We start from the raw sequence: 24,308 nt of genomic DNA, 5'->3' as shown, positions 1-24,308 counted from the left end.
AGTGGAGAGCCGCATGGTTCCCGTAATCGCCCTGGTGGGTCGACCGAACGTCGGCAAGTCCACCATGTTCAATCGCCTGACCAGGACTCGCGACGCCATTGTCGGCGATCTGTCCGGTCTTACCCGTGATCGCCAATACGGAGAGGCGAAGTGGCAAGGGCGCTCCTATATTCTGATCGACACCGGCGGTATCTCCGGTGACGAGCATGGCATGGACGAAAAGATGGCCGAGCAGTCGCTGCTGGCCATTGAAGAAGCCGATGTGGTGCTGTTTCTGGTGGACGCCCGTGCGGGCTACACCGCTGCTGATCAGATGATTGGTGAGCACCTGCGCAAGCGCAACAAGCGTTCCTACGTGGTTGCCAACAAGATCGACAACATCGACGAGAACCTGGCGCGTGCCGAGTTCAGCCCGATGGGTCTGGGTGACGCCATTCCGGTGGCCGGTGCCCACGGTCGTGGCATCTCGCAGATGCTCGAAATCGCCCTGCGGGAATTCCCCAGGGACGAGGACGAGCCTGAAGAGGGCGTTGAGGTCGAGGAGGTCGCCGAAGGTCAGGAAGCCAAGCGCATTCCCGGCCCGAGCGAGAAAGACGGCATCAAGATTGCCATCATTGGTCGTCCCAACGTGGGCAAGTCGACGCTGGTCAACCGCATGCTGGGTGAAGACCGGGTTATCGTCTATGACGAGCCAGGCACCACGCGCGACAGTATCTACATTCCCTTCGAGCGTAACGAAGAGAAGTACACGCTGATCGACACCGCCGGTGTGCGCAAGCGCGGCAAGATCCACGAGGAAGTCGAAAAGTTCTCGGTGGTCAAGACGCTGCAGGCCATCAAGGACGCCAACGTGGTGATCTTTGTGATGGATGCCCGCGAAGGTGTGGTCGACCACGACCTGAACCTGCTGGGCTTCGCCCTTGAAGCGGGTCGTGCGCTGGTCATCGCGCTGAACAAGTGGGACGGCATGACGCCGGGCGAACGCGATTTTGTGAAGATCGAGCTGGAGCGCCGGTTGTTCTTCGTCGACTTCGCCGACATCCACTTCATCTCCGCGCTGCACGGCACGGGCGTGGGCAACCTGTATCAGTCGGTACAGAACTCGTTCAAGTCCGCGGTCACACGCTGGCCGACCAGCCGCCTGACCCAGATTCTCGAAGATGCGGTCAGCGAGCATGCGCCACCGATGGTCGGCAGCCGCCGCATCAAGCTGCGCTACGCCCACCTGGGTGGTGCCAACCCGCCGCTGATCGTGATCCACGGTAACCAGGTCGAGAAGGTACCCAAGTCCTACGTCCGTTACCTGGAAAACACTTACCGGCGTGTGCTCAAACTGGTCGGTACGCCGATCCGTATCGAGTTCAAGGGCGGCGAGAACCCGTATGAAGGCAACAAGAACACGCTCACCGACCGTCAGGTCAACAAGAAGCGTCGGATGATGTCGCACCACAAGAAGGCCGACAAGAAGCGCCGCGACAAGCGCTGAGTCGGCATCGGGAAAAAGGCGCTTCGGCGCCTTTTTTTGTGTCCGTTTAATGGGCTATCCTGCCTGACCCGTGCCGCCCGGTGCCGGGAGATTGCAGGGAAAGGGTTCCATGATCGACAGCAAGTTGCCCAACGTGGGCACCACTATCTTCACCGTCATGTCACAGCTGGCCGCCGAAACCGGCGCTATCAACCTGTCCCAGGGGTTTCCCGATTTTGACGGCCCGCAGGCGCTGCGTGATGCGGTTTGCCGACACGTCACTCAAGGACATAACCAATACTCACCGATGACCGGGCTGCCTGCGCTTCGTCAGCAAGTCGCGGCAAAGATCGCCCGCAGCTATGGCCGTACGGTCAATCCGGACAGCGAAATCACCATCACGCCGGGTGCCACGCAGGCGATTTTCTGTGCGATCCACAGCGTTATTCGTGCTGGCGACGAAGTGATCATCTTCGACCCTTGCTATGACAGCTACGAGCCTGCCGTCGAACTGGCCGGTGGGCGCTGCGTTCATGTGCAACTGGGGCTGGATGACTTCTCCATCGACTGGCAAAAGCTGAGCGATGCGCTGAGCCCGCGTACCCGCATGATCGTCATCAACAGCCCGCACAACCCTAGTGGCGCGTTGATCAGCCGTGCAGAGCTCGATCGACTGGCCGCGCTGATTGCTGATCGTGATATTTACCTGCTCAGCGACGAGGTCTATGAACACCTGGTGTTCGACGGCGCACGTCATGTCAGTGTGCTCGACCACGAAGCGCTGTATCAGCGTGCCTTCGTCGTCAGCTCGTTCGGCAAGACGTATCACGTTACAGGCTGGAAAACCGGTTACGTGGTCGCGCCTCCTGCGCTGACGTCCGAGCTGCGCAAGGTGCATCAGTATGTGAGCTTCTGCGGTGTCACGCCGTTGCAGTACGCGTTGGCCGATTTCATGGCCGAGCACCCGGAGCATGTCGATGAGCTGCCAGGCTTCTATCAGGCCAAGCGCGACTTTTTCTGTGGTCATCTGGCCGAGTCGCGTTTCAGCTTCCGGCCGGTGGGCGGGACTTATTTCCAGTTGGTCGATTACTCGCAGATCAGGCCCGACCTCAATGACGTCGACATGGCCTTGTGGATGACCCGTGAGCATGGTGTGGCGAGCATTCCGATTTCTGTGTTCTATCAAAGCCCGCCAGCGGGGCAGCGCCTGATCCGCTTGTGCTTCGCCAAGCAGGAAGAGACGCTGCGTCAGGCGGCGGAGAAACTATGCGCGATATAAGCGGGCTGCCGAACCTGGACCTGGCGCTGATCCAGACCACGCTGGCGTGGCATGATCGCGAGGCCAATCTCGAGCATTTCGAGCAATTGCTGGATCAGGCGCGTGGCGCGGATCTGGTGATCCTGCCGGAAATGTTCACCACCGGTTTCTCGATGGAGTCCGAGGCCCTGTCAGAGCCTGAAGCCGGGCCTACATCGGCATGGCTATTGGCGCAGGCCAGGCGCATCGACGCCGTGGTGACCGGCAGCGTCATGATGCGCGCTGCCGATGGCAGTCATCGCAATCGCCTGCTGTGGGCACGACCGGACGGTGAGCTGCTGCATTACGACAAGCGCCACCTGTTTCGTATGGCCGGTGAGCACCAACACTACACGCCGGGTGATCGCCAGGTGATGTTTGAGCTCAACGGCTGGCGCGTGCGCCCGCTGATCTGCTACGACCTGCGCTTTCCGGTCTGGAGTCGTGATGCGCAGGACACCGACCTGTTGCTGTACACCGCCAACTGGCCGGGTGCGCGGCGCCTGCACTGGAATCGCCTGCTGCCTGCCAGAGCCATTGAAAACCTGTGCTATGTGGCGGCAGTCAATCGCGTCGGGTCTGATGGGAAGGGCTTTGCATACACCGGTGACAGTCAGGTCCTGGATTTCCAGGGCGAGAGCCTGTTGAGCGTGGGCGAAGCGGACGGCGTGTTCAGGGCAACGCTCAGCGCGGCAGACCTGCAAGCCTATCGCACACGGTTTCCAGCGGGTCTGGATGCGGACTCTTTTAATATTGAATAAAAGTGCTTCAGAATGTTTCAGGTCGGCCGATAGCTGTTCCAGACCTCCAGGAGACCGTCATGACTACTATCAATACATCCACGCTGAACAGTTACTCAAGCTCGTTGACGCTAGCGGTCAAACCTGCCGACGCTGAAACGAACAAAGCTGTCACTGCCGCTGCGACCTCGACGACTGAAACAGAGAAAAGCTCTGATCAGGCGTCAACTGAAGGTGGCAAGGCCGGTGCGGCGGGTGGCGGTGGCAGTGTTGGTGGCTCCAGCGAATCGTCTCTCAATCAGACGATCGAACAGATAAAGCAGCAGATCAAGGACGCTCAGAAGCAACTCGCCGAGCAGAAGGCGCAGTTGGCTGCCGCCCAAAGCGGTAAGGGCTCGGCGGAAGAAAAAGCTCAGAAATCCATGGCGATTCAGGGTCAGATAGCGACTATCAGCGCCAACCTGCAGACGCTGCAGGCCTCGTTGTTGCAGCTGGAAACCGGTGGCGGTGTAAATACCACCGCGTAATATCGCCTGTCGGGCGTCCGCAGTGACGCTCATCAAGCCCACGCACGTTGTTGCGTGGGCTTGCAGTTGCGGACGCTTTGCGTCCGCTCCTGCTCAGGCGGCGCAGCGTCCAGCGTTGCCTGTCACTCGTTCACGTTCATGAACTTGCGGGCCCACTCGACGTAGTCTTCAGGCTGCGTGTAGGTGTGAGTCAGTTCAGTCGCGCTCATGTTCGATTCGCTGCCCAGGATCTGGCGCTGCTCGCGCAGGCAGTCATAGGTGGCCTTGATCGCGGCGAAGTACGCAGCGTGGCCATGCACGCAAACCCTCACGCCCATCTCGGCAAGACGCGCGTTGTCGTGCAGTTCCGGGTTGCCGTACGTCACCAGCATCAGCGGCACGGTCACGCCTTCGGATATCTGTGCCAGGTGATCGAAGTCACGAATGCCGACGATGGTAATGCCGTCAGCACCGGCAGCCTGGTACTGCTGAACACGGCTGATAGCTTCCTGAACCGGAATGATCGCTGCGTTGGTACGAGCGAAAATCGACATTTCCGGATCGATACGCGCTTCCAGCGCTGCGCGGATCTTGCCAACGCCTTCTGCAGTGGAAATCAGGTCAGTGGATTTGCGTCCGAACTGCGCCGGCAGCAGGGTATCTTCGATCGTCAGTGCAGAGATGCCGGCACGCTCCAGTTCGACAACGGTGCGCATGACGTTAAGGGCATTGCCATAACCATGGTCTGCGTCCGCGATGACCGGGAGCTGTGCGACACGGCCGATGCGCGTGGCCTGTTCAACGAATTCGCTCAGGGTGATCAGCGCGAAGTCAGGGGCTGCCAGGACTTGCAGCGACGCCACGGAGCCGCCGAGGATGCCTACTTCAAAGCCCAGATCCGCTGCGATTCGCGCTGACATGGGGTCGAACACCGAGGCTGTGTGAAAGCAAGAGTTCGACGAGGTGAGCGCACGGAAGCTGCGGCGCAAATCTTGATGGGAAGCCTTGGGCATAATCGCTCCAAATGTGATTGGATCAGCTCAGCGTACCGAGGCCGATGGTAATTTCAATGCACGGTGGGTCTGCCCGAGCATTCTTTTCGTCCGGAAATCAATGCAGTAGTCGTCTTGGTTTTATAGGAAAGGTGCAGCTGGCAGGTAAGTCCGAGCAGGCATCGTCAGCATATGAATTGCTGTTGGATTGGGCGCGCTCTGGAGTAAGGGCAGCATGCTACCACAGCATAAATGAAAAAGATTATGCCGAAACAGGCAGGGTCATGCGCGGAATGCAAGAGGTGGGTGCAGCGTGTGGCGGGGAAGGGAGAGGGCGATGCGGATGGCGGACCTGCGTCCGCCATCCGGCTATCGAATCAGGCAGCCTTGGCCTGGGTCTGGCTGAGTGAACGATTCAGGGCACTGAACAGGGCGCGGAAGCTCGCAGTGGTGATGTTTTCGTCGATGCCCACACCATGCACGGCGCGCTCGCCATTCACGCGCAGCTCGATGTAGGCGGCCGCCTTGGCAGTGGTGCCCGAGCCGATCGCGTGCTCGTTGTAGTCCATGATTTCCACGGCCACTGGCAGACCGGCAACCAGTGCTTCCAGGGCGCCTTTGCCCTTGCCACGCCAGTGCTGGGTCTCGCCGTCGACGTGTACCTCGGCATCCACCGAGCTGTTGCCGTTCTCTTCCTGCAACTTATGGCTGATCAGCGCATAAGGAACGTTGGCTTGCAGGTATTCACGACGCAGCAGCGAGTGAATCTGCTCGGCGGTCATCTCCAGGCCCAGACGATCGGTTTCACCCTGAACCACCTGGCTGAACTCGATCTGCATGCGGCGTGGCAGGGAAATGCCATATTCCTGTTCCAGCAGGTAAGCGATGCCACCCTTGCCCGACTGGCTGTTGACGCGAATCACCGCCTCATAGCTGCGACCGATGTCGGCCGGGTCAATCGGCAGGTAAGGCACTTCCCACAACTCGCCTTCCTTCTGCTGGGTGAAACCCTTGCGGATCGCATCCTGGTGCGAGCCGGAGAACGCGGTGTGAACCAGGTCGCCAACGTACGGGTGACGTGGGTGCACCGGGATCTGGTTGCACTCTTCGACGACCTTGCGCACACCGTCGATGTCCGAGAAGTCCAGCCCGGGATTGATGCCCTGGGTGTAGAGGTTCAGCGCCACGGTGACCAGATCGACGTTACCGGTCCGCTCGCCGTTACCGAACAGGCAGCCCTCGACGCGATCCGCACCGGCCATCAGGCCCAGCTCGGTAGCAGCAACGCCCGTACCACGGTCGTTGTGGGTATGCAGGCTGATCAGCACGCTGTCGCGGCGGGTAATGTTGCGGCCAAACCACTCGATCTGGTCCGCGTAAATGTTGGGGGTCGCCACTTCCACGGTGGCCGGGAGGTTGAGGATCACCTTGTTCTCGGGCGTCGGGTTCCATACCTCGATCACCGCATCGCAGACTTCCTTGGCGAACTCCAGTTCGGTCGCACTGAAGGTTTCCGGCGAGTACTGGAAGGTCCACTGGGTTTCAGGCTGTCGTGCTGCATATTCGACGAACAGCTTGGCCGCGTTGACCGCGATCTCTTTCACGCCGGCCTTGTCCTGATTGAAGACAATGCGGCGGAACGACGGGCAGGTCGCGTTATACAGGTGGACGATTGCTTTCTTGGCGCCGCGCAGCGATTCGAAGGTGCGGGCGATCAGGTCTTCGCGAGCCTGAGTGAGTACCTGGATGGTGGTGTCATCCGGGATGTGACCGTCTTCGATCAGAGTACGCACGAAGTCGAAGTCAGTCTGCGAAGCCGATGGAAAGGATGCCTCGATTTCCTTGACGCCGACGCTGACCAGGGTTTTCCAGAAGCGCAGCTTCTTGGCTGCGTCCATCGGCTCGATCAGCGACTGGTTGCCGTCGCGCAAGTCGGAGCTGCACCAGATCGGCACTGCGTCGATGGTCTTCGAAGGCCAGGTGCGGTCAGGCAGATCGATGGTCGGGAACGCACGGTACTTCTTCGAGGGGTCTTTGAGCATGGTCATCAGGAAATCCTTTTGTATTCACGGGGCCGGGGTTGGGCGGCCTGCCGTTCTGGATAGATAGCACAGGGAATTGCGAACACAGGGACGAGGCACAGCACGCTAGCCAGGCAGTCGGGCGCTGACCAGGCTGAGGCACCGGTGTTGGCGCAACAGAATAAGGGTTTGAGAGCTTTTCATGAGGCCAACCGTAACCATTGGCATGGATGATGGCAAGCATTTGAAAAAGATTGGAATAAATTCTCGAAAAGGCGTCTTTAGCGATTTTTTATAGCGGAATCTGAAGCTTTATATGCAGGTTGTTGTTGGACGAAAGCGATGTGCGCAATGAGGGGGCAGGCGAGTGAGCGCCGTAGCGCTCGCTCACCAACAGGCTTACGGCTGAAACGCGCCGATGAAGATCGCCGGGTCCACGCGCGCATCGTTGAGGCTGACGTTCCAGTGCATATGCGGCCCGGTTGCGCGACCGGTTGCGCCGACTTTGCCAACCACTCCGCCACGCGGTACGAGATCGCCGACCTTCACGTCGATCTTCGACATATGGCAAAACATGCTGATGAAGCCCTGCCCGTGATCGACGAATACGGTGTTGCCGTTGAAGAAGTAATTACCGGTCAGGATGACCTTGCCCGCTGCCGGGGATTTGATCGGTATGCCGGCCGGCACAGCGAAGTCCAGGCCTGAATGCGGGTTGCGTTCTTCGCCATTGAAGAAGCGACGCACGCCGAACTTGCTCGACAACGGGCCGTTGACCGGCTTGTCCAGAATCAGATTGCTTGGCGTGCCTGGGCTGAAACTGCGGTAAGCGCGCAGTTGTTCGGCCAGTTCGCCCTCGATACGTTTGTTGTCTTCAGGGTTGGGATTGACCTGACGTTTGTTCTTGAGCGTGATGTGCTGTTCCGGGTATTTCTTGCTGCCAACGGTGAAGTTGAGCGTGCGCCCGCCGGACGTGACTTGCTGGGTACCGGGTTTGACGGTCAGCGGAATGCCGACGATGGCCAGCCAGTGCGTGCCCTGTTCCTTGACCACCAGCACCGGTTTGCCTTGATAGGTGGCGGTCGGTGCCTGAGCGCCCGTGCCCAGATCGATGACCGCCACGCCGCCGGGCACCGGCTTGTCGAGTGCGCGGGTAATAAAGCTGTCGGCGTGGGCGGGGAGACAGAGCAGCAGGGCGAACAGCGGGGCGATAAAACGTAGCATCAGGCAGTCAGTCCAGAAGGGAGAGGGTCACGGGTGTGAGGTGATTGTCTTCGACGCGCACTTGCAGTTCGCCTTCGCCGAGCCTGGCGGTAAGCCGCTGGCCCGTTTGCGTCTGGGCAGCGTTACGGATCGCGTGGCCGCGCTCGTCGAGCAGGATGCTGTAACCGCGTCCCAGTGTGGCGAGCGGGCTGACCACGTTGAGCGTCTGCACCTGACTTTGCAGTTGCAGCTTGCGTGCCTTGATCTGTTCGCGAATGGCTCTCGGCAGACGCTCGGCCAGGGCATCCAGACGTTGGCGCAAAAAGGCCAGGGTCCGGCCTGGATGCTGGGCAGCAAGGCGGCTCTGCATGTGCGCCAGACGCACCTGACGTTGATGCATGTTCTGTTCAAAGGCGCGGCGCAGGCGCATGTCCAGGTCATCCAGGCGTTGCGACTGCTGACGCAAGCGTTCGCCAGGGTGACGCAGACGCCGGGAAATACCCTCGAGACGCAGCCGCTCGCGCATCAGACGGTCCTGCATGCGACTGACCAGTCGCCGGTGCAGGTTGTCGACGCGTCGATGCAGGTCGCTGGAATCCGGGGCGAGCAGTTCGGCGGCAGCGGAGGGCGTCGGTGCACGCACGTCGGCGACAAAGTCGCTGATGGACACATCGGTTTCGTGCCCGACAGCGCTGACAATCGGCGTCACGCACGCGTCGATGGCGCGGGCGACCGCTTCTTCGTTGAAGCACCACAGGTCCTCCAGCGAGCCGCCGCCACGGGCGAGGATCAGCGCATCGAAGCCCCTGCTGTCGGCCAGCTTCAGCGCGCGGACAATCTGGTTGATCGCCTCGCGGCCCTGAACGGCTGTGGGAATCAGGGTCAGCTCGACCCGTGGCGCGCGACGGCGGAACACGCTGATGATGTCGCGGATCACCGCCCCGGTCGGAGAGCTGATAATTCCGATGCGTTGCGGGTGCAGCGGCAGCGCGATTTTGCGCTCTGCGCTGAACAGGCCTTCGTCGCTGAGCTTGGCTTTCAGCGCATCGAACGCCAGGCGCAATGCACCATCACCGGCAGGTTCCACCGTATCGAGAATCAGCTGATAGTCGCCGCGGCCTTCAAACAGCGAGACCTTGCCGCGCACCTTGACCTGCAAGCCGTCCTTGAGTGCCTGACGCACACGCGCCGCGCTCTGCCGGAACAAGGCGCAGCGTACCTGCGCGCCAGAGTCCTTCAGCGTGAAGTACACATGGCCCGACGCCGGGCGCGAGAGGTTGGAGATCTCGCCCTCGACCCAGATACTGCTGAACACGTCTTCCAGCAGAACGCGCGCGCGGCCGTTGAGCTGGCTGACAGTAAGGACTTCCCGGTCGAGGCCGAGTCTTGCGAAAGGGTCTTTGATCATGCCGGGCATCATAATGGCAATGCCGGTCTGGCGCACAGGCCTGTCTCGTCGGTAAAGGCAGGATTGCTTCTTGACCTGAATGGCCAGCCCATTAAGCTGCGGCCTCGAACAGCTTTAAGCGACGCTCCGTTATGAACACCCAAAGCATCATCGTCCCGCAAATTTCCACCTTTCCCGGGCACGAGGCCAGGGCGCGGCTGATCCTGCGCTGGCTGGTCAAGCTCGATGTGGTCGAGCCGGAGCTGACCACTTGCGGACGTACCTATAACAAGATGGCCTACGCGGTAGCACCGGGAGCGAAGCGTGTGGTGAAGAACCCCGACGCATTGCCGTTCGGGCAGGTCGTCAACGGCCTGGAAATCGTCACCAAACGCTGCATCTATACCCCGCTGAATGACTTTGCCGAAGAGGCCGGTTGCCCGGAGTGTCGCCGCGAAGTGGGGGAGGCACTGTTCGACAGCCTGGAAGACTGGATGCCCGGTCACACGGATAATTTCACCTGCCCTGAATGCCGCCACGAAGATGACATCAACGGCTTTCTTTTTCTCGACGCCTGCGGGTTTTCCAACCTCGGTTTCATCTTTAATAACTGGCTGGATGCGTCGTTCACGCAAACCTTTCTGGATGACTTCGCCGAACGTCTGGACCGCCCGGTCTCCTGCGTCAACGTGCGTCTATAAACAGCTTTGATAATAGGCTGAGGTTTACATTGAGCCGGGCGGGGTCTGTGGGTATAATGGCGCGCTTCCAATTTCCCGCTCGGGAGCCCCCGCGATGCTGCGTATCAGTCAAGAAGCCCTTACATTCGACGACATTCTCCTTGTGCCCGGTTATTCCGAGGTACTTCCTAACGAAGTCAGTCTGAAAACCCGTTTGACCCGTGGCATCGAGCTGAATATACCTTTGGTCTCTGCTGCAATGGATACTGTCACCGAGGCCCGTCTGGCAATCGCCATGGCCCAGGAAGGCGGTATCGGTATCATCCACAAGAACATGACCATCGAGCAGCAAGCTGCCGAAGTGCGCAAGGTCAAGAAGTTCGAGGCCGGTGTCGTCAAGGACCCGATCACGATCGAAGCCGACGCCACTGTTCGCGATCTGTTCGAACTCACCCGAATGCACAACATTTCCGGCGTACCGGTCCTGCACAATGGCGACCTGGTCGGCATCGTGACGTCCCGCGACGTACGCTTCGAAAATCGTCTTGATGTCCCTGTCCGCGAAGTGATGACGCCCAAAGAGCGTTTGGTCACTGTGCGTGAAGGCGCCGACAAGAACGAAGTGCGCGAACTGCTGCACAAGCACCGTCTTGAAAAAGTCCTGATCGTGGATGCCAATTTCGCGCTCAAGGGCATGATGACCGTCAAGGACATCGAAAAAGCCAAGGCTTACCCGCTGGCCAGCAAGGACGATCAGGCTCGCCTGCGTGTCGGCGCTGCAGTCGGTACCGGCAAGGACACTGGCGAGCGCGTCACCGCACTGGTCGCTGCTGGCGTTGACGTTGTTGTAGTCGACACCGCTCACGGCCACTCCAAAGGCGTGATTGACCGCGTTCGCTGGGTCAAGGAAAACTTCCCTCAGGTGCAGGTCATCGGCGGCAACATCGCCACCGGCGAAGCAGCCAGGGCACTGGTTGCCGCAGGCGCCGATGCAGTCAAGGTCGGTATCGGCCCGGGCTCCATCTGCACCACGCGTATCGTTGCTGGTGTCGGCGTGCCGCAGATCAGCGCCATCGCTAACGTCTCCGCTGCCCTTGAAGGCACTGGCGTGCCGATGATCGCCGACGGCGGTATCCGCTTCTCCGGTGACCTGTCCAAGGCCATTGTGGCTGGCGCCTCCTGCGTGATGATGGGCTCGATGTTCGCCGGTACTGAAGAAGCGCCAGGCGAGATCGAACTGTTCCAGGGCCGTTCCTACAAGGCCTATCGCGGCATGGGTTCGCTGGGTGCGATGTCCCAGGCGCAAGGCTCGTCCGATCGCTACTTCCAGGATTCGTCCGCAGGTGCCGAGAAGCTGGTGCCGGAAGGTATCGAAGGCCGTGTGGCCTATAAAGGTCCGTTGTCGGCCATCATCCATCAGTTGATGGGCGGCCTGCGTTCCTCCATGGGTTACACCGGCAGCGCCGACATCGAGCAGATGCGCACCAAGCCCGAGTTTGTTCGCATCACCGGTGCCGGTATGGCTGAGTCCCACGTCCATGACGTGCAGATCACCAAGGAAGCGCCGAACTATCGCGTTGGTTGATCCGGACTGCATCGAGGCGTATGCCACGATGCAGGCCAGCAAGTTTCATAGCCGGGGCTGTTGACGCAGCCCCGTGTCGTTTCTGTTTTTTGACGAGAATGAGTCATGGCCCTCGACATTCACGCCCACCGTATCCTGATCCTCGACTTCGGTTCCCAGTACACCCAGCTGATCGCCCGCCGCGTGCGCGAAATCGGCGTGTATTGCGAGCTGCATCCGTTTGACATGGACGACGAAGCGATTCGCGAATTCGCTCCAAAAGGCGTGATCCTCGCCGGCGGCCCCGAGTCCGTACACGAAGCCGACAGCCCGCGCTGCCCGCAAGCGGTATTTGACCTGGGTGTGCCGGTTTTCGGTATCTGCTACGGCATGCAGACCATGGCCGAGCAGTTGGGCGGCAAGGTTGCCGGTTCTGAGCTGCGCGAGTTCGGCTACGCTCGCGTTGACGTAGTCGGCAAAAGCCGTCTGCTCGACGGTATCGAAGACCATATCGACGCCGACGGCCTGTTTGGCCTCGACGTATGGATGAGTCACGGTGACAAGGTCACCAAACTGCCGGAAGACTTCCACATTCTGGCCAGCACCCCGAGCTGCCCGATTGCCGGTATGGCTGACGACACTCGCGGTTACTACGGCGTGCAGTTCCACCCGGAAGTGACCCACACCAAACAGGGCGGTCGCATCCTGTCGCGCTTCATCCTCGACATCTGCGGCTGTGAAGCACTGTGGACCCCTTCGAAGATTGCTGAAGACGCTATCGCTCAGGTTCGCGCTCAGGTCGGTACTGACAACGTTTTGCTGGGCCTGTCCGGCGGTGTTGACTCCTCTGTCGTTGCCGCGTTGCTGCACAAGGCCATCGGCGATCAACTGACCTGCGTATTCGTCGACAACGGTCTGCTGCGCCTGCATGAAGGGGAGCAGGTTATGGCCATGTTCGCCGAGAACATGGGCGTCAAGGTGATCCGCGCCAACGCCGAAGAGCAGTTCCTGGACAACCTGGCAGGCGAGAGCGATCCAGAGAAGAAGCGCAAGATCATCGGCCGCACCTTCATCGACGTGTTCGATGCCGAGTCCTGCAAGCTGGACAACATCAAGTACCTGGCGCAAGGCACCATCTACCCGGACGTCATCGAGTCGGCTGGCGCGAAAAGCGGCAAGGCTCACGTCATCAAGTCGCACCACAACGTGGGCGGCCTGCCGGAAGAAATGAACCTCAAGCTCGTCGAGCCACTGCGCGAGCTGTTCAAGGACGAAGTCCGCCGCCTGGGCCTCGAACTCGGCCTGCCTTACGACATGGTCTACCGCCACCCATTCCCAGGCCCAGGCCTGGGCGTGCGCATCCTCGGCGAAGTGAAGAAGGAATACGCCGACATCCTGCGTCGTGCCGACCACATCTTCATCGAAGAGCTGCGCAAGGCCGACTGGTACCACAAGGTCAGCCAGGCATTCGTAGTGTTCCAGCCGGTCAAATCAGTCGGCGTCGTCGGCGACGGCCGCCGCTACGCCTGGGTTGTCGCGCTGCGTGCGGTCGAAACCATCGACTTCATGACCGCTCGTTGGGCACACCTGCCTTATGAGCTGCTGGAGACAGTGAGCGGCCGGATCATCAACGAGATCGAAGGGATTTCGCGGGTGACTTACGATGTGTCGAGCAAGCCGCCGGCTACTATTGAGTGGGAATGATTGAGAGGCTGGTAATGTCCGGCAGCGATTAGTAATAAATGCCCTTGAGCCCGCTTAATTGCGGGCTTTTGGTTTTTTGGGGTTGGTAGTTTTAGCGGTTTTTTGCGTCTACAAGCACCGTATTTATGTGACTTGGTACGGGGGCATTGACTGAGCCAAATGCCATGCTTACCGATACCAAGCTGAGTAACCTCAAGCCGATAGAAAAGCTCTACAAGTGAACGACCGTGACGGGCTGTACGTGGTCTTCATCTGCGGATGTTCTAGTGCTGCCGCTCATCACCATGAGTAACTCTTTCGTGGCGGATACTGGCAGAACCGACTAGTTGCTGTCGCGTTAGTGGACCTTTCGGATGACCCTAGCAAAGCGTACTCCCTAGAAGCTTACTTAAGTACGGCGCTTTGTGGCCGATAGCCTCTCCATGCTTACGCACTTGCAATGAGCAGGTGGGCCGCAACGCTGGACACTCGAGAACACGACACAGGGATTGCTCGTATGAGTTTGGGTAAACTGCTCGTTGCTGGAGCCGCAGCTGTGGCCGCGGTTAGCGTCGCTTACTGGAAGCGCGACGAAGTGAAAGATGTCTGGGACAGCCAGATCATAAGGCTCAAAGGTAAGCGCGTGGCGGTGTTGGGGGAGAGGAATGTTGGTAAAACCGTTTTATTAAAGTTCCTTGCCAATGGCGAGGTTCCCGCCGAATACATGCAAACCGTGTTGATCGAGAAAATCGCAGGAAAACGGTTTGCAATGGGTGATCTGAAGCTGGACCTTAAAGAGACTCGAGACGTTCCCGGCGGATATGATGCAATTGAGGAATGGAAAGCTCTGCACGATGAAGCTGATATCGTTCTTTATCTAGTTAATGCGCAACAGGTAAATCAGCAACGCATCAGGCGCGACCTCGAAAAGCTCGAAAGCTGGAGCAAGTCGCGGACGCCCCGGCCCAAACTGGTCGTGATCGTCACGCATATGGACCTCGACCCGACATACATATCCACGCAGGAGTCCGGCCTAGGGCATTTTCGTGATCGCTTTGTCAAACTTAACCTTGATGCGGGTCTGTCGAAACTGAGCCTTCGGCCGCCAATTATCCTCGGTAGTATTGTGAATCGAGAACAAGCGGCCAAACTCGTCTCGACTTTGATCAAGACGGTGACGGCATGATGCATGCTAAAGTCTTTCAGGCCCAAGCTCTGGACAACAGGTCTTCGGACCATTTACGGTTGGCGGAACATGGTGTGGAGCTCCTTAGCCCGATCCGGGAGCAAACATACTCCGGAATGGCCAGCATCAGTGCGCATGGTACTGTCCTGTTCGCACAAGATGGTGTGAAGCTGTTCGTCAAAGGCAGCGCAGCGGTGTTGCAAGTCGTCCCAGAAGAGCGCGACTACGCGGGCCGTTTGGCACCAGTGGTGTGCTGGGTCGAGCAAAAACTCGAGCAGGGTTCAGGAGCAAGTGGTGTAGATGCGGTATGCGCTTCGTTTGAGCAGTTCGCTACCGCCATTGGGCGCAGCTTTTCCGAGCCCAAACGGTTGGCCACGCGGGAGGCGCTTGAGCTACTCGCAAAAAAGCAGCCAAGCCAGAGCTTTATAGCTCTGGCAATAGCACTTCTTCAGCGCGAGTGGGAAGCGTGGCTGAAACGAGTGCTGGCGACATTGAAAAACTTCAGCAAATAAGCGAACAGGACACGCGCACCGCGCGCAAGGGGAGCAGTGTGGCAACAGGTAGAATTCCGTTGGACCATGGTGCGCGCAGGGTAATGCTGGTGCTGGATGAAAACACGATCAATGAGTGTTTATACGACCTTGAACCAGAGGCCAAGGGTTTTTTATTTGATCCTCAGTCTCACATCGTACAGTACCCCTTGGCGGCTGATGAGCCGGATAGCCAGGCTCTACAGAACATTATCGATGCCGACTTACTGCGACCCGGCGCGGTGCTCTTGCAAAGCCCTTACGACCGCAATGCCTACGTGGACCTGAGTCAAGCGACAGACCAGTTCGCCATAGAAAAGCTTCGGCATTTTTCTCGGCTATGCCAATACTTGGGAGCTTGGGAAGTTACCGTTGAGCAAGTTGAGATCAGCAGGGACTGCTCGTCCGAAGTGTACAAGATGAGCGGTAAAGTTCCTGCCGCTAACCTCGATATTAAGGTCGAAAATAAAGCGAGCAATTCACTAGCAAGAAAGTTTTGTATCAATACCTCGTTTCGCGGGGGCAAGCCCGACACCGAAGCCGCCGAAAATTACTTGCGCGGCAAACAGCTCTGGGGTGACGTGGTTATGCGCAGCCTAGTCGAGCAGTGCGCAGATGAAGACAACCAGATCCTTGAACAGAAGGTGACGATCAGTCTGTCGAGCGAGTCGAAGCGTACCTTAGGCGTAGTAGCTAAGCTCAAACTGCCAGTCAAGGGACTTGGATTGACGGCAAGCTACTTGGCAAGCGTACAGTCCAGCGAAGAGTATCTTCTGACCCTAACAGTAAAGTTTGACGCTCCTGAAACCGATAGATTTTAGATGTATGCCACAAAAGTTTCTGGGATAAGTAGATAGCCTGGGAATGGAGTGAAGAGCCTATTATTTGCGGGGTTTTCTGCGATTTGGGCGACATCGCACAGATATTTTCACTGGTTGTTGTCGCAGAATTAATTGAGGTGATCTGGAGAAAGCTGTCTGGTCATGGCAAGGTTGGCTGGTTCCGACTGGCAGGCATAGAACTACGGATGAATGAATCCATTTTTGAATGTTTCAGTTGCCCGCTACTTGACAAACTGTCTCGTAAATGGAGGAATGATGACGCATGATATTGACGTAATTAAAGAGATCGATCCCGAGTCCTCTATTTTGTTCCTGGGCTCCGGGTTCAGCCTCGGCGCTAGCAACATCGCGAATAGTACTCCGCCCAACGGCAGGGGATTGCGGCGCCACTTTATCGAGCAACTCAACCTTCCGGCGGATACGGACTACGATCTGCAAGTCCTCAGCGAGGAGTTTGCCGAACATGACTCTGGGAAGCTTCGTGACGAGCTATATAGGATTTTTCGGCTGACCGAGCTAACGGCTGGACAAACGGCGGTGCTTAATGAGCCGTGGCGACGCATCTACTCGACCAACTACGATGACGCGGTCGAATTGCATCGGTTAAAAAATAAAGTGCCACCGAATGCCTACGATGTCTCGGAGCCAGTTCCGAACAAGTTGCCTCACGGCGCAGTAGTGCACCTCCACGGCAGCATCCGACTGATCACGTCAGATAATGTGATGAAGAGCTTAGTTCTCGGCGAAGGATCCTACGTGAACCAGCATGTCGTCCGCTCGCGATGGTACGATCAATTTCAGCGTGATTTAGCTTTCGCAAGTACTCTGTACATCGTTGGATACAGTCTCGCCGATTATCATATAGCCGGCCTACTGATGGCCAACCCTAAGCTTGCCGAGCGAACTATCTTCATTCAAGGGCCCACCGTCGACGAAACGTTCCTGCGACGTACCGCACAGTATGGGCGCACGATGTTTGTAGGCACTGACGGCTTCGCCGAGATTCTTGCGCAAGCTCCACGCTCAGTTGCTCCCTCATTGGATAATCTGCGTTCTTTCCGCTCGCTGTCACCCGTGCGCGATAAGAAGGCAGTCGCTCGTCCTACCGCTACCGAGGTCTTCGATCTTCTAGTCTATGGCGATTTCGATCCTAGTCGCCTTGCCCGCTCGCAACCCAGTGAGGAGTACGCGGTTGCTCGGGCGGATTCGGTGCGTGCGGCGGCGGATGGTGTTGAGAGCAAGGCATCGCTTGTTGTAGATGGTCGCCTTGGTAACGGCAAATCGATTTTTCTTCATCTACTTGCGTTCGAGCTTTCGTCGAGAGGCTGGACTTGTCTACAGCTTCAGCTCGGTCATCCAGATCTTCAGCGCGAGGTTGCGGCACTTGCCGAGGTTGATCGATTGGTCGTGTTTGTCGACCAATATTCGGCCGCACAAGACAGTTTGCGCGGCCTTCGTGAGGCTCTTCCACGGGCTAAGCTAGTGGTGGAGGTGCGTACGGGTACGTTCGAGGTCCGCTTTCACGAGTTCGTAAATCTTCTGCCCCAGCCGTTTGACCGGGTAAGCCTTAACGGCCTTACAAGATCCGAAATGGCCGCATTTGGCCTGTTGTGCGAGAGTGCGGGACTTCGTGCGCCTGATCTCGATCACCGTGGCGACCTACGCGACCTTTTGCTTGATCTTTTCGAAAATGCCGCAGTCCGCGACCGCGTGAAGGAGGCCTTAGCCCCACTCTTTGAAAATAGGGACACTCGGCGAATTTTGACTATGACTATGTTGATCGCCATGCATCAAGGGTCGGTCGGTGCGTCATTCGTGAGAAACGTAGTCGGTGCAGATCCGTTTATGGCGCTCAAACCGCTAGAGGATCTGTCGCACGAAATTTTCGAGACATCAGCCGACGGGTTCAGGGCTCGATCTTCTATTTTTTCCTCATTTGTGATTGCGGCGTTCATTGCGCCAGAGGAGATCGCTGACGCTGTGGTCGAGGTAACACTGGCTGCGGCGCAACGGCGAAGCGAGCGACCGTATCGAATTCTCATGTCGAACATGATGGCGTATTCGAGCTTGCGGAGAACCTTGCGCGGCAAGGGAGATCTGGATACCGTCATCGCCAGCATCTATGAACGTTTACGATATGACGAGCGGGTCAATGGTGAGCCGCTCTTTTGGCTTCAGTATGCGATCGCGATGGCGGAAAAACCTCGACTCGATGCGGCCGACGAATTCATCGCCACGGCCTACAGAAAGGCCGAAGAGCTTCCCGGTTTTCAAACCTACCAGATTGATACTCAGGCTTTCCGCATCGCTCTGATGCGCGCGTTGCAGCAGAACTCGGGTCAGGCGATATTTAATATTGATGCGGTTCTTTCTGGGATCGAGCGAATAGATGCCATGCTCGGTGACGGGAGCCGCCGGTCCTACGCTGTTAAAGTGCTTGAACATGTTCAGCCGTTTGTGGCGGCACGGCTTGGTGACTTGGAAAATGGCGAGCGCACCGCTTTGCAGTTCTGGCTTTTAAAGGTGGAAAAGTCGCTCTCTTTGCTGCCAGACGATTTTAAGGCGACATCTGGTTCTGAGGTAGTCCGCAAGAGCGTCGAGGCAGCTGCCAATATGTTTATCGACCAACGTTAATCCGTATGTGCGTCCTGTCAGCCTTGAGTTTTGCTATCACCTCGCGCCGGACGCGCTTTCTTGTACTTGTCGCGAGCTGATGAAAAAATCAGCACGAATGGAGCGGCAATGTTCAACCATTTTTGAAATGGAATTTTTGTAGCTTTAAGATTCAATGCTCTGTTTAAAGTTATAAACATACTGGAAAAATTTCCGTATTATAACTGAGTGGGAGTGCGCCCTCTTAGCTAACATCCAAAAGCCTGCTTGATAGCGGGCTTTTTCTTTAATATATCTAGATGTTTACGTTTAAGCCTGCATGTACTCATGAATTGTCTTGTTTACGATATATTTTATTGGGGTGGCGGGAGTTAGCGAGTCTCCATCGAAGAAGACGTAGTTCTTCCCTTGGCCAAAGGAACTATTGAAAACAATTCCGTCAAATCTTGCTTCGCTTTTAATGAACTCGCATAAAAACTGCGTGGGGATGTAATCTAGATTGCTGTTTTCAGGCCTGATAGGCTTAGAAAGCTCATCAGAAAAAAGCTCAAGTAGCCCTAGAAAACCTAATACCGCGGATAGCTGCTCTTCTCCGAAAGCTGACGCAGAGCAGTGTTTTCTCGGTGTTGTTAAGTCAAGCACTGAAAGTTCGCGTACAGGAGTGATTTGTGCAACATATACTCCACTTGAATTGCTCGGTCTTACCTCGCTTATACAGGTAATCAAACTGTCTGCCACATATAGATAGGGAATGCCTCGCGGGTTCGCCCGCCCGCCGGTCACTATTTCGCATGGTGGGCAGCCCATCTGATGCGCAACCAAAGGTATTTCTGATATTCGAGCCCTGAAGAAACTTTCCCTCACATCGACTGGTATTTTAAGCTGTTCTAAAAGCTGAAATAGCACACCTTCATTGCTACCGGGTGTCAATCTGCTGAACAGGGAGGAGTGTATAGTGGCCTTTGGGAAGAAACGATTCTTGTGTTTCAACTCAGTCTTGAAGTCTTCCCATTGATCGGTATAGCTAGCGACATCGAAATTAAACGAGAACCGCTTATCTGCTGTATTATTTCCGAAAATATCGTTAACGAGTATTTCTGTCTGCCGAACCCCGTTACTCAAAATGCCATATGATTTCAATATGTCTGCGAAAGGAATTCCGTTTTCATCCTCACGCAAACCATAGGTGAATAATTCCAGTTTATCAGCTAGCCCAGCGGGATCGATGCAGGAAACCTGACTGGTGCCACAGTAGCTGCATCGGCTTATTTCGCCCTCTGCGTTTATTTTGGCAACTATTACGGAGTCATGAAAACACTGAGCGCAGCATCTAGGCATCATGCACCCCTAACGAAGTCGCAAGTAGTTTCAATATGATGCTTAATTGAGTACTTCTTGACTTGGCCTAGCCCAGGGAACGGATTGCCTCTTAGCGATACAAGTTCTTTAAAACCTTGGGTGTGATTGAATATTCCAGGATGTGAGGCCGAAAACTCGCAAAGTTTTTCAAGCGCAGATTTGAACTTTCCGCCTGGGTTAGCAGGTGAGTCATCATTGAATGACGAAAAATGACGAACGTACATGGCGTCGAATTCTATCCGGTTAATATAGCTTAGGTGGATAGTTACCACATATGCAGGGCCACCTGCCTCACTATACTCCTCGCTTAATATTGTGTAGTCGCCAAATCCAATGGCGTTTTGGTAGGATTTCCATTCAGTATGCAACGACGAATAAAAGGACTTATCCTCGTAGTCGGCATTTCGAACTTTTTTATCAAAAAAATCGCCAAATAGAACGACGTTTTTCAATAGGGGCAACGCGCCAGGATGGATCTTCTCCTTGTTAACAAGAACGCAAGAGGCGGAGCTAAGTTTTTCGACAAATACTTTGTCGATACCCCCATCTATCAAAACTGCGCTGTCAGATAGGGAGAAGCCAAGATCTGGCAATAGAGAGAGGTCTGCGATGCTTTTTGCTTTGATGCACGGAGTAAACGAGTCTCGATCTCCTTCGATTTCAAACAAGATTTTTTCACTTTTAGAAAAGTCCCCAATGCTGGGGTTGATAATTAAAAGTGGCTTGATACCCGATTTATGTAGCACTTCAATTGTTTTATGTAGAGGTGCCAAATTCCCACGTACAGGCTCGATAACTGGGCGGAAGAGCTCAGGGGAGATTGTTTCTGCTAGCTCTCTCAGAGCTATCAGTTCAAATTGTTTGCCCCGTAATATTGGGTAGTACATGTAGTGTCCTTACTAAAGGTTTTGTTGAGGTTTTCTGCCAGGCTTCGCCTGTGCTCAGTGCGCAATTTAAATCCAATTCCAGCCATCAATAACGATCGAGGGAGAGATAGGATAAAATCTTTTTCGATCTTTCTGCTTTTTTTAAGGGTTGTGCAAAATGCTTTTCTAACATCCGCAGAAGGTAACTTCTGTAAAATATTCTCACATGCGGAAAAGATTTCTGTGTTCGGATAGTCAATGTTTTGATCTGAAAGTGCCGACACAATATCTCGATATTCATGTACGCGAAGTGAGCGCATCAGTATTGAGATATCCACTGGGTCTGTTGAGATCGCTGCTTCTCGGATTGTCCGGAGGTTCTTTCTGGATGTTAATTCCAGAATTCCCACGTCGCTATCGCAAGAGTTCAAGACTTTTGATAAGTGTGACTTGCCTACGACCACATAAACTTTGTCAAATAGCTTTTTGTAGGAGGCTAGCTGCTCGGGAAGACGATCTAGGTTGTCGAAGTCTGATTTTATTTCGTAGCACGTAGAACTGCCGTTTAATATAACGCAGTCGGCCTTATTTCGACCAACTCTGAACTCTGGCAGTACGGTTGCTGTGTTAAGGGAGTGCCTCCCTAAAAGCAAGCGCTCGGCGACAATGTTTTTAAAGAAGTATTCGGTCCTGTATTCCTTTGATAGGGCTGAGTACGAGTGCTCAAATACTTCTGCGGCAGTAAACTCTTCTCTCAGCGCGCCTTTGTAATGTGTTGCCACTTTCAAGAGAAAGTCGAAATTTCCGGATGCTACTTCCGTGAGCCGTTTGCTGGAGAACAGTCTCGCTGCATCTCTTGTACTGAACACTTTTGAACCTCATATACAATCACGTCAGCGGTCGTCAAACCATTGGCCGGTGTCTTTCCGACAGACGGTGATGTTTTCATTTCTACGCTGGCCAAATACGCCGAATACCGCACCCCGCGAGCAGAATACAGGGCGTTTGGGACAGTGCAATATGGCCAGCACTTACCTATGCGTAAGGATACGCCAACACGCAAAGCTTCGCACAAAGCTAATGCTTGCTCAGCGTCAGATGGGGGGCGTAGCCAATCGAAACTATTTCTCGCACGGGAGGAGAGCGATGTTGCGTAAAGCTGTAGCGCATTACGTTTCACGAGAGCGTAGTTGTTCCTGTCTCCGAGGAGGCTAAACGGGGCAATGTGAGGGGATATTTTTCGGCGGTACTCTGGGCTCGTTCATCTTGACGCTGGCTGCACGGCCCTCACGTTTCGCCGGACCGGCCCTGCGGAGACGTGACTTTCAGTAGAAACCGCTAAAAGAATTCCATGGTATCAAGCATGGCTTTTTTGTAATCTGTAATTTAAAGTCTATATAAATCAGATGATTAGGATCAATCTGATAACAGAGTGGGAATGATTGAGAGGCTGGTGATATCCGGTACTGATTAATACGAAATACCCTGAAGCCCGCTTAATTGTGGGATTTTTGCTTTTTGAGGTTGGTAAATTCTGGCAGGTGTGTGCATCACCAAGCACCGTGTCTGTACTGCATGATTTATCAGAACGCTCAAGCAAAAGACCCAGCGCTGCTTCACCTGGATCTCTTTCATTTTTTCGAGAGCATTAGGCAGGCTCTGAATAAACTTCAAACCTGGATAAAGCGATCCTTTGCCGCCGTCTTAACCAACGATGCCGCCCCTTACCACCCCCAAAGCATCTCATTTGAAACTGGCTTGAAGTTCTAGGAAAATCATTACGGAGAAGCCGCTCAAAGGCCCCGCCGACGTCGATGTAGGGGTAGCCCAGCAAAATATTCGATATCCGCATCCCCAAAAAACAAGGACCCCCGTTCATGAAATCCCGATTTTCCTTCAGTTCATCTTTCCTGATCATGTTGTCGCTGACAGGATGCGCAGCGAATATGGATGCTCCAAAGCACGATCAGTCTGGAGAAAGCGCGCTTTACGGCAGTTGGCATGTTGCAGGCGTAGCGGTATCAGACTCGGGCGTGCAGGCACTGGGGGATGATGATCCGAGCTTTATGGGGCGACGTCTCAGCTTCAATCACGACCAGCTTGCATGGAAAGCGTCCACAGACTCGACGGAAGATGTGTGCAAGGGGCCTGTTTTTCATAAGCTTCCGGCGATGAGTGGGGCTGAACTGGAGCCGCAACTCCATAAGCTTGGCATCGAAAAAGCCGTACGCTATAGCGTTGAATGCAAATCTGGAAGCTGGGGGCCTTTTGATAAAGAAACGCCGGCGTTTTTCCTGGCACAGAACGGGTCGTTAGCTCTTTCCTGGTATGACGGCGGACTGCTGAAGCTCGTGCGAGACTGATCACGCACAGACCCTTCGCATAGCACTGTGAAGGGTCTCCTGAAAAAAGGTGCTCGCGATGTAACCAGTGTGATAAGGACTCAAAGTCGGCTGGCGGGTCCAAGCGCTGCGCTCGGCAACCGAGCCATGCATGCTCGACGATTGCGGGGCAGGCTATGTCATCGCCAACTCTTCAACTATCCGCTTGCCGCTTTCCCCGGGAAGCAACCCACCTGAACAACCTGCTCAGCCACCAGCGGGCGCGAGCGTCGCGTATTTCGTCTATTTGCATGAAGGTATAAGGCGTGGGCATCGTCTTTTCCTGGACGCGCAGGGTGCGCAGGCCTCTGATGAGGTGACGAGAGTGGATGAGCATGAACGTGCATCCAAATACAAACAGCAGAATAATAAGGATGCCTGTTGTCAGTGGCGTGAAAGACTTTATAACCGCTGAAGCGACCAGTGTTCCAAGGCCTGCGATAACTCCGCCGCTGACGCTGGATGTGTCGGGCGAACTGAAGGAAACTTTATTGCCGGACACCTCGAATGGAAACTCTTTTGTCGGCTTCAGATAGATAAACAAATAGAGCAGCATCACGGCAGCCAACAGCGAGGCAGCGGCAAACCCGCCCGCAAGCCTGGAACCGCTCAGGTCATCTGTGACAACGCTATAGCTGACGCACGCGGGCGCGAATGCCAGGAGAAAGATCAACAGTGTTAAGTAGCCAGAGGCGAACAATGTGTAGCGCTCACACGCATACTTTATATAAAGCGCGTAAATGAATGCCGTCAGCAACATGCAGCCGTAAATCCACCAGCCACCTGAAAAACTCACTGGACCCATGACGCCAACGGTCCCGGTGAGCAAGAATATCGCTGTCGACACTTGCCTGACCGTTCGTGCGTCCGGATCGTAAATAGTGCTCATCTCGGCCAGTAATCCTTTCTTGTGTCGTCCAGCGTTTTGTCATGTCCTACTCTGGACATGGTGCATTGCGCGAGCAGGCCGACCGCTGTAACTGTACTAGGCTA

20 protein-coding genes are annotated in these 24,308 nt (G+C 55.8%); 12 read left to right on the top strand and 8 right to left on the bottom strand.

Annotated features, from left to right (window positions below; translation table 11 throughout):
• The first annotated feature begins 13 nt into the window (after positions 1 to 13).
• The 4 genes from der (at position 14) to BLR20_RS09325 (ending at position 4,029) form a co-directional block, all read left to right on the top strand.
• Complete coding sequence (gene der, locus BLR20_RS09340; protein WP_003365072.1) at positions 14 to 1,486, top strand: ribosome biogenesis GTPase Der; 1,473 nt, start codon at positions 14 to 16, stop codon at positions 1,484 to 1,486.
• A gap of 109 nt (positions 1,487 to 1,595) precedes the next feature.
• Positions 1,596 to 2,744, top strand: a complete 1,149-nt coding sequence (locus BLR20_RS09335; RefSeq protein WP_010428300.1) for a pyridoxal phosphate-dependent aminotransferase — start codon at positions 1,596 to 1,598, stop codon at positions 2,742 to 2,744.
• Complete coding sequence (locus tag BLR20_RS09330; protein WP_010428298.1) at positions 2,732 to 3,523, top strand: amidohydrolase; 792 nt, start codon at positions 2,732 to 2,734, stop codon at positions 3,521 to 3,523. The genes BLR20_RS09335 and BLR20_RS09330 overlap by 13 nt, the downstream gene beginning before the upstream one ends.
• 59 nt (positions 3,524 to 3,582) lie before the next feature.
• Positions 3,583 to 4,029, top strand: a complete 447-nt coding sequence (locus tag BLR20_RS09325) for a FlxA-like family protein (RefSeq protein WP_010428296.1) — start codon at positions 3,583 to 3,585, stop codon at positions 4,027 to 4,029.
• A gap of 122 nt (positions 4,030 to 4,151) precedes the next feature.
• Here the strand turns inward: BLR20_RS09325 and BLR20_RS09320 are convergent, their stop codons facing one another.
• The 4 genes from BLR20_RS09320 to xseA form a co-directional block, all read right to left on the bottom strand.
• Positions 4,152 to 5,021, bottom strand: coding sequence for an isocitrate lyase/PEP mutase family protein (locus BLR20_RS09320; RefSeq protein WP_010428294.1), 870 nt, complete (start codon positions 5,019 to 5,021; stop codon positions 4,152 to 4,154).
• 356 nt (positions 5,022 to 5,377) lie between these two features.
• Positions 5,378 to 7,048 (bottom strand): 2-isopropylmalate synthase, encoded by a 1,671-nt coding sequence (gene leuA / locus BLR20_RS09315; protein ID WP_054992951.1) that lies wholly within the window; start codon positions 7,046 to 7,048, stop codon positions 5,378 to 5,380.
• A 372-nt stretch (positions 7,049 to 7,420) separates the two neighbouring features.
• A complete protein-coding gene (locus BLR20_RS09310) occupies positions 7,421 to 8,245 on the bottom strand; it encodes a peptidoglycan DD-metalloendopeptidase family protein (RefSeq protein ID WP_054992952.1) in 825 nt (274 codons plus the stop codon).
• 7 nt (positions 8,246 to 8,252) lie between these two features.
• Positions 8,253 to 9,632 carry an exodeoxyribonuclease VII large subunit gene (gene xseA / locus BLR20_RS09305; protein WP_162235646.1) on the bottom strand — a complete coding sequence of 460 codons (1,380 nt, stop codon included), beginning with the start codon at positions 9,630 to 9,632 and terminating at the stop codon, positions 8,253 to 8,255.
• A 131-nt stretch (positions 9,633 to 9,763) separates the two neighbouring features.
• On the opposite strand from xseA, the gene BLR20_RS09300 reads away from it, so the two are divergent.
• The 7 genes from BLR20_RS09300 to BLR20_RS09270 all read left to right on the top strand — a co-directional run bounded on the left by BLR20_RS09300 (position 9,764) and on the right by BLR20_RS09270 (position 18,730).
• Positions 9,764 to 10,312, top strand: a complete 549-nt coding sequence (locus BLR20_RS09300; protein ID WP_046719836.1) for a hypothetical protein — start codon at positions 9,764 to 9,766, stop codon at positions 10,310 to 10,312.
• A gap of 94 nt (positions 10,313 to 10,406) precedes the next feature.
• Positions 10,407 to 11,876: an IMP dehydrogenase gene (guaB, locus tag BLR20_RS09295; RefSeq protein WP_003314194.1), complete on the top strand. Its 1,470-nt coding sequence runs from the start codon at positions 10,407 to 10,409 to the stop codon at positions 11,874 to 11,876.
• A gap of 105 nt (positions 11,877 to 11,981) precedes the next feature.
• The gene (gene guaA, locus BLR20_RS09290) at positions 11,982 to 13,559 is read left to right on the top strand and encodes a glutamine-hydrolyzing GMP synthase (protein WP_054992953.1); all 1,578 of its coding nucleotides are present in this window, start codon (positions 11,982 to 11,984) and stop codon (positions 13,557 to 13,559) included.
• 496 nt (positions 13,560 to 14,055) lie between these two features.
• Positions 14,056 to 14,724, top strand: a complete 669-nt coding sequence (locus BLR20_RS09285; RefSeq protein ID WP_054992954.1) for a GTPase domain-containing protein — start codon at positions 14,056 to 14,058, stop codon at positions 14,722 to 14,724.
• A complete protein-coding gene (locus tag BLR20_RS09280; protein ID WP_054992955.1) occupies positions 14,721 to 15,236 on the top strand; it encodes a hypothetical protein in 516 nt (171 codons plus the stop codon). Before BLR20_RS09285 ends, BLR20_RS09280 begins: the two co-directional genes overlap by 4 nt.
• Positions 15,191 to 16,075, top strand: coding sequence for a hypothetical protein (locus BLR20_RS09275; RefSeq protein WP_143009984.1), 885 nt, complete (start codon positions 15,191 to 15,193; stop codon positions 16,073 to 16,075). Before BLR20_RS09280 ends, BLR20_RS09275 begins: the two co-directional genes overlap by 46 nt.
• A gap of 276 nt (positions 16,076 to 16,351) precedes the next feature.
• Complete coding sequence (locus BLR20_RS09270; protein WP_054992957.1) at positions 16,352 to 18,730, top strand: SIR2 family protein; 2,379 nt, start codon at positions 16,352 to 16,354, stop codon at positions 18,728 to 18,730.
• A 288-nt stretch (positions 18,731 to 19,018) separates the two neighbouring features.
• Here the strand turns inward: BLR20_RS09270 and BLR20_RS09265 are convergent, their stop codons facing one another.
• The 3 genes from BLR20_RS09265 to BLR20_RS26950 form a co-directional block, all read right to left on the bottom strand.
• Positions 19,019 to 19,888, bottom strand: a complete 870-nt coding sequence (locus BLR20_RS09265) for an RES family NAD+ phosphorylase (protein WP_162235647.1) — start codon at positions 19,886 to 19,888, stop codon at positions 19,019 to 19,021.
• Positions 19,889 to 20,046: 158 nt separating this feature from the next.
• Entirely contained in the window at positions 20,047 to 20,955 is a 909-nt protein-coding gene (locus BLR20_RS09260) for a sce7725 family protein (protein WP_054992959.1), read from the bottom strand.
• Positions 20,916 to 21,803 (bottom strand): sce7726 family protein, encoded by an 888-nt coding sequence (locus BLR20_RS26950; RefSeq protein WP_074594666.1) that lies wholly within the window; start codon positions 21,801 to 21,803, stop codon positions 20,916 to 20,918. The genes BLR20_RS09260 and BLR20_RS26950 overlap by 40 nt, the downstream gene beginning before the upstream one ends.
• 1,008 nt (positions 21,804 to 22,811) lie before the next feature.
• On the opposite strand from BLR20_RS26950, the gene BLR20_RS09245 reads away from it, so the two are divergent.
• Entirely contained in the window at positions 22,812 to 23,297 is a 486-nt protein-coding gene (locus BLR20_RS09245; RefSeq protein WP_032613713.1) for a hypothetical protein, read from the top strand.
• Positions 23,298 to 23,469: 172 nt separating this feature from the next.
• On the opposite strand, the gene BLR20_RS09240 is transcribed toward BLR20_RS09245, so the two are convergent.
• Positions 23,470 to 24,204: a hypothetical protein gene (locus tag BLR20_RS09240; RefSeq protein ID WP_054992961.1), complete on the bottom strand. Its 735-nt coding sequence runs from the start codon at positions 24,202 to 24,204 to the stop codon at positions 23,470 to 23,472.
• Between the last annotated feature and the right edge of the window lie 104 nt (positions 24,205 to 24,308).

Source organism: Pseudomonas congelans (genome assembly GCF_900103225.1).
GTDB classification, from domain to species: domain Bacteria; phylum Pseudomonadota; class Gammaproteobacteria; order Pseudomonadales; family Pseudomonadaceae; genus Aquipseudomonas; species Aquipseudomonas congelans.
The sequence above is the reverse complement of the archived record's forward strand: the minus strand, read 5'-3'. Positions and strand labels throughout refer to the sequence as shown.

Coding starts and splice junctions, on each gene's coding strand:
- BLR20_RS09270 (WP_054992957.1), top strand. CDS start 16,352: ATGACGCATGATATTGACGTAATTAAAGAGATCGATCCCGAGTCCTCT.
- BLR20_RS09260 (WP_054992959.1), bottom strand. CDS start 20,955: ATGTACTACCCAATATTACGGGGCAAACAATTTGAACTGATAGCTCTG.
- BLR20_RS09310 (WP_054992952.1), bottom strand. CDS start 8,245: ATGCTACGTTTTATCGCCCCGCTGTTCGCCCTGCTGCTCTGTCTCCCC.
- BLR20_RS09240 (WP_054992961.1), bottom strand. CDS start 24,204: ATGAGCACTATTTACGATCCGGACGCACGAACGGTCAGGCAAGTGTCG.
- BLR20_RS09320 (WP_010428294.1), bottom strand. CDS start 5,021: ATGCCCAAGGCTTCCCATCAAGATTTGCGCCGCAGCTTCCGTGCGCTC.
- BLR20_RS09245 (WP_032613713.1), top strand. CDS start 22,812: ATGAAATCCCGATTTTCCTTCAGTTCATCTTTCCTGATCATGTTGTCG.
- xseA (WP_162235646.1), bottom strand. CDS start 9,632: ATGATCAAAGACCCTTTCGCAAGACTCGGCCTCGACCGGGAAGTCCTT.
- BLR20_RS09335 (WP_010428300.1), top strand. CDS start 1,596: ATGATCGACAGCAAGTTGCCCAACGTGGGCACCACTATCTTCACCGTC.
- BLR20_RS09330 (WP_010428298.1), top strand. CDS start 2,732: ATGCGCGATATAAGCGGGCTGCCGAACCTGGACCTGGCGCTGATCCAG.
- guaB (WP_003314194.1), top strand. CDS start 10,407: ATGCTGCGTATCAGTCAAGAAGCCCTTACATTCGACGACATTCTCCTT.
- BLR20_RS09300 (WP_046719836.1), top strand. CDS start 9,764: ATGAACACCCAAAGCATCATCGTCCCGCAAATTTCCACCTTTCCCGGG.
- BLR20_RS09285 (WP_054992954.1), top strand. CDS start 14,056: ATGAGTTTGGGTAAACTGCTCGTTGCTGGAGCCGCAGCTGTGGCCGCG.
- BLR20_RS09280 (WP_054992955.1), top strand. CDS start 14,721: ATGATGCATGCTAAAGTCTTTCAGGCCCAAGCTCTGGACAACAGGTCT.
- leuA (WP_054992951.1), bottom strand. CDS start 7,048: ATGACCATGCTCAAAGACCCCTCGAAGAAGTACCGTGCGTTCCCGACC.
- der (WP_003365072.1), top strand. CDS start 14: ATGGTTCCCGTAATCGCCCTGGTGGGTCGACCGAACGTCGGCAAGTCC.
- BLR20_RS09325 (WP_010428296.1), top strand. CDS start 3,583: ATGACTACTATCAATACATCCACGCTGAACAGTTACTCAAGCTCGTTG.
- guaA (WP_054992953.1), top strand. CDS start 11,982: ATGGCCCTCGACATTCACGCCCACCGTATCCTGATCCTCGACTTCGGT.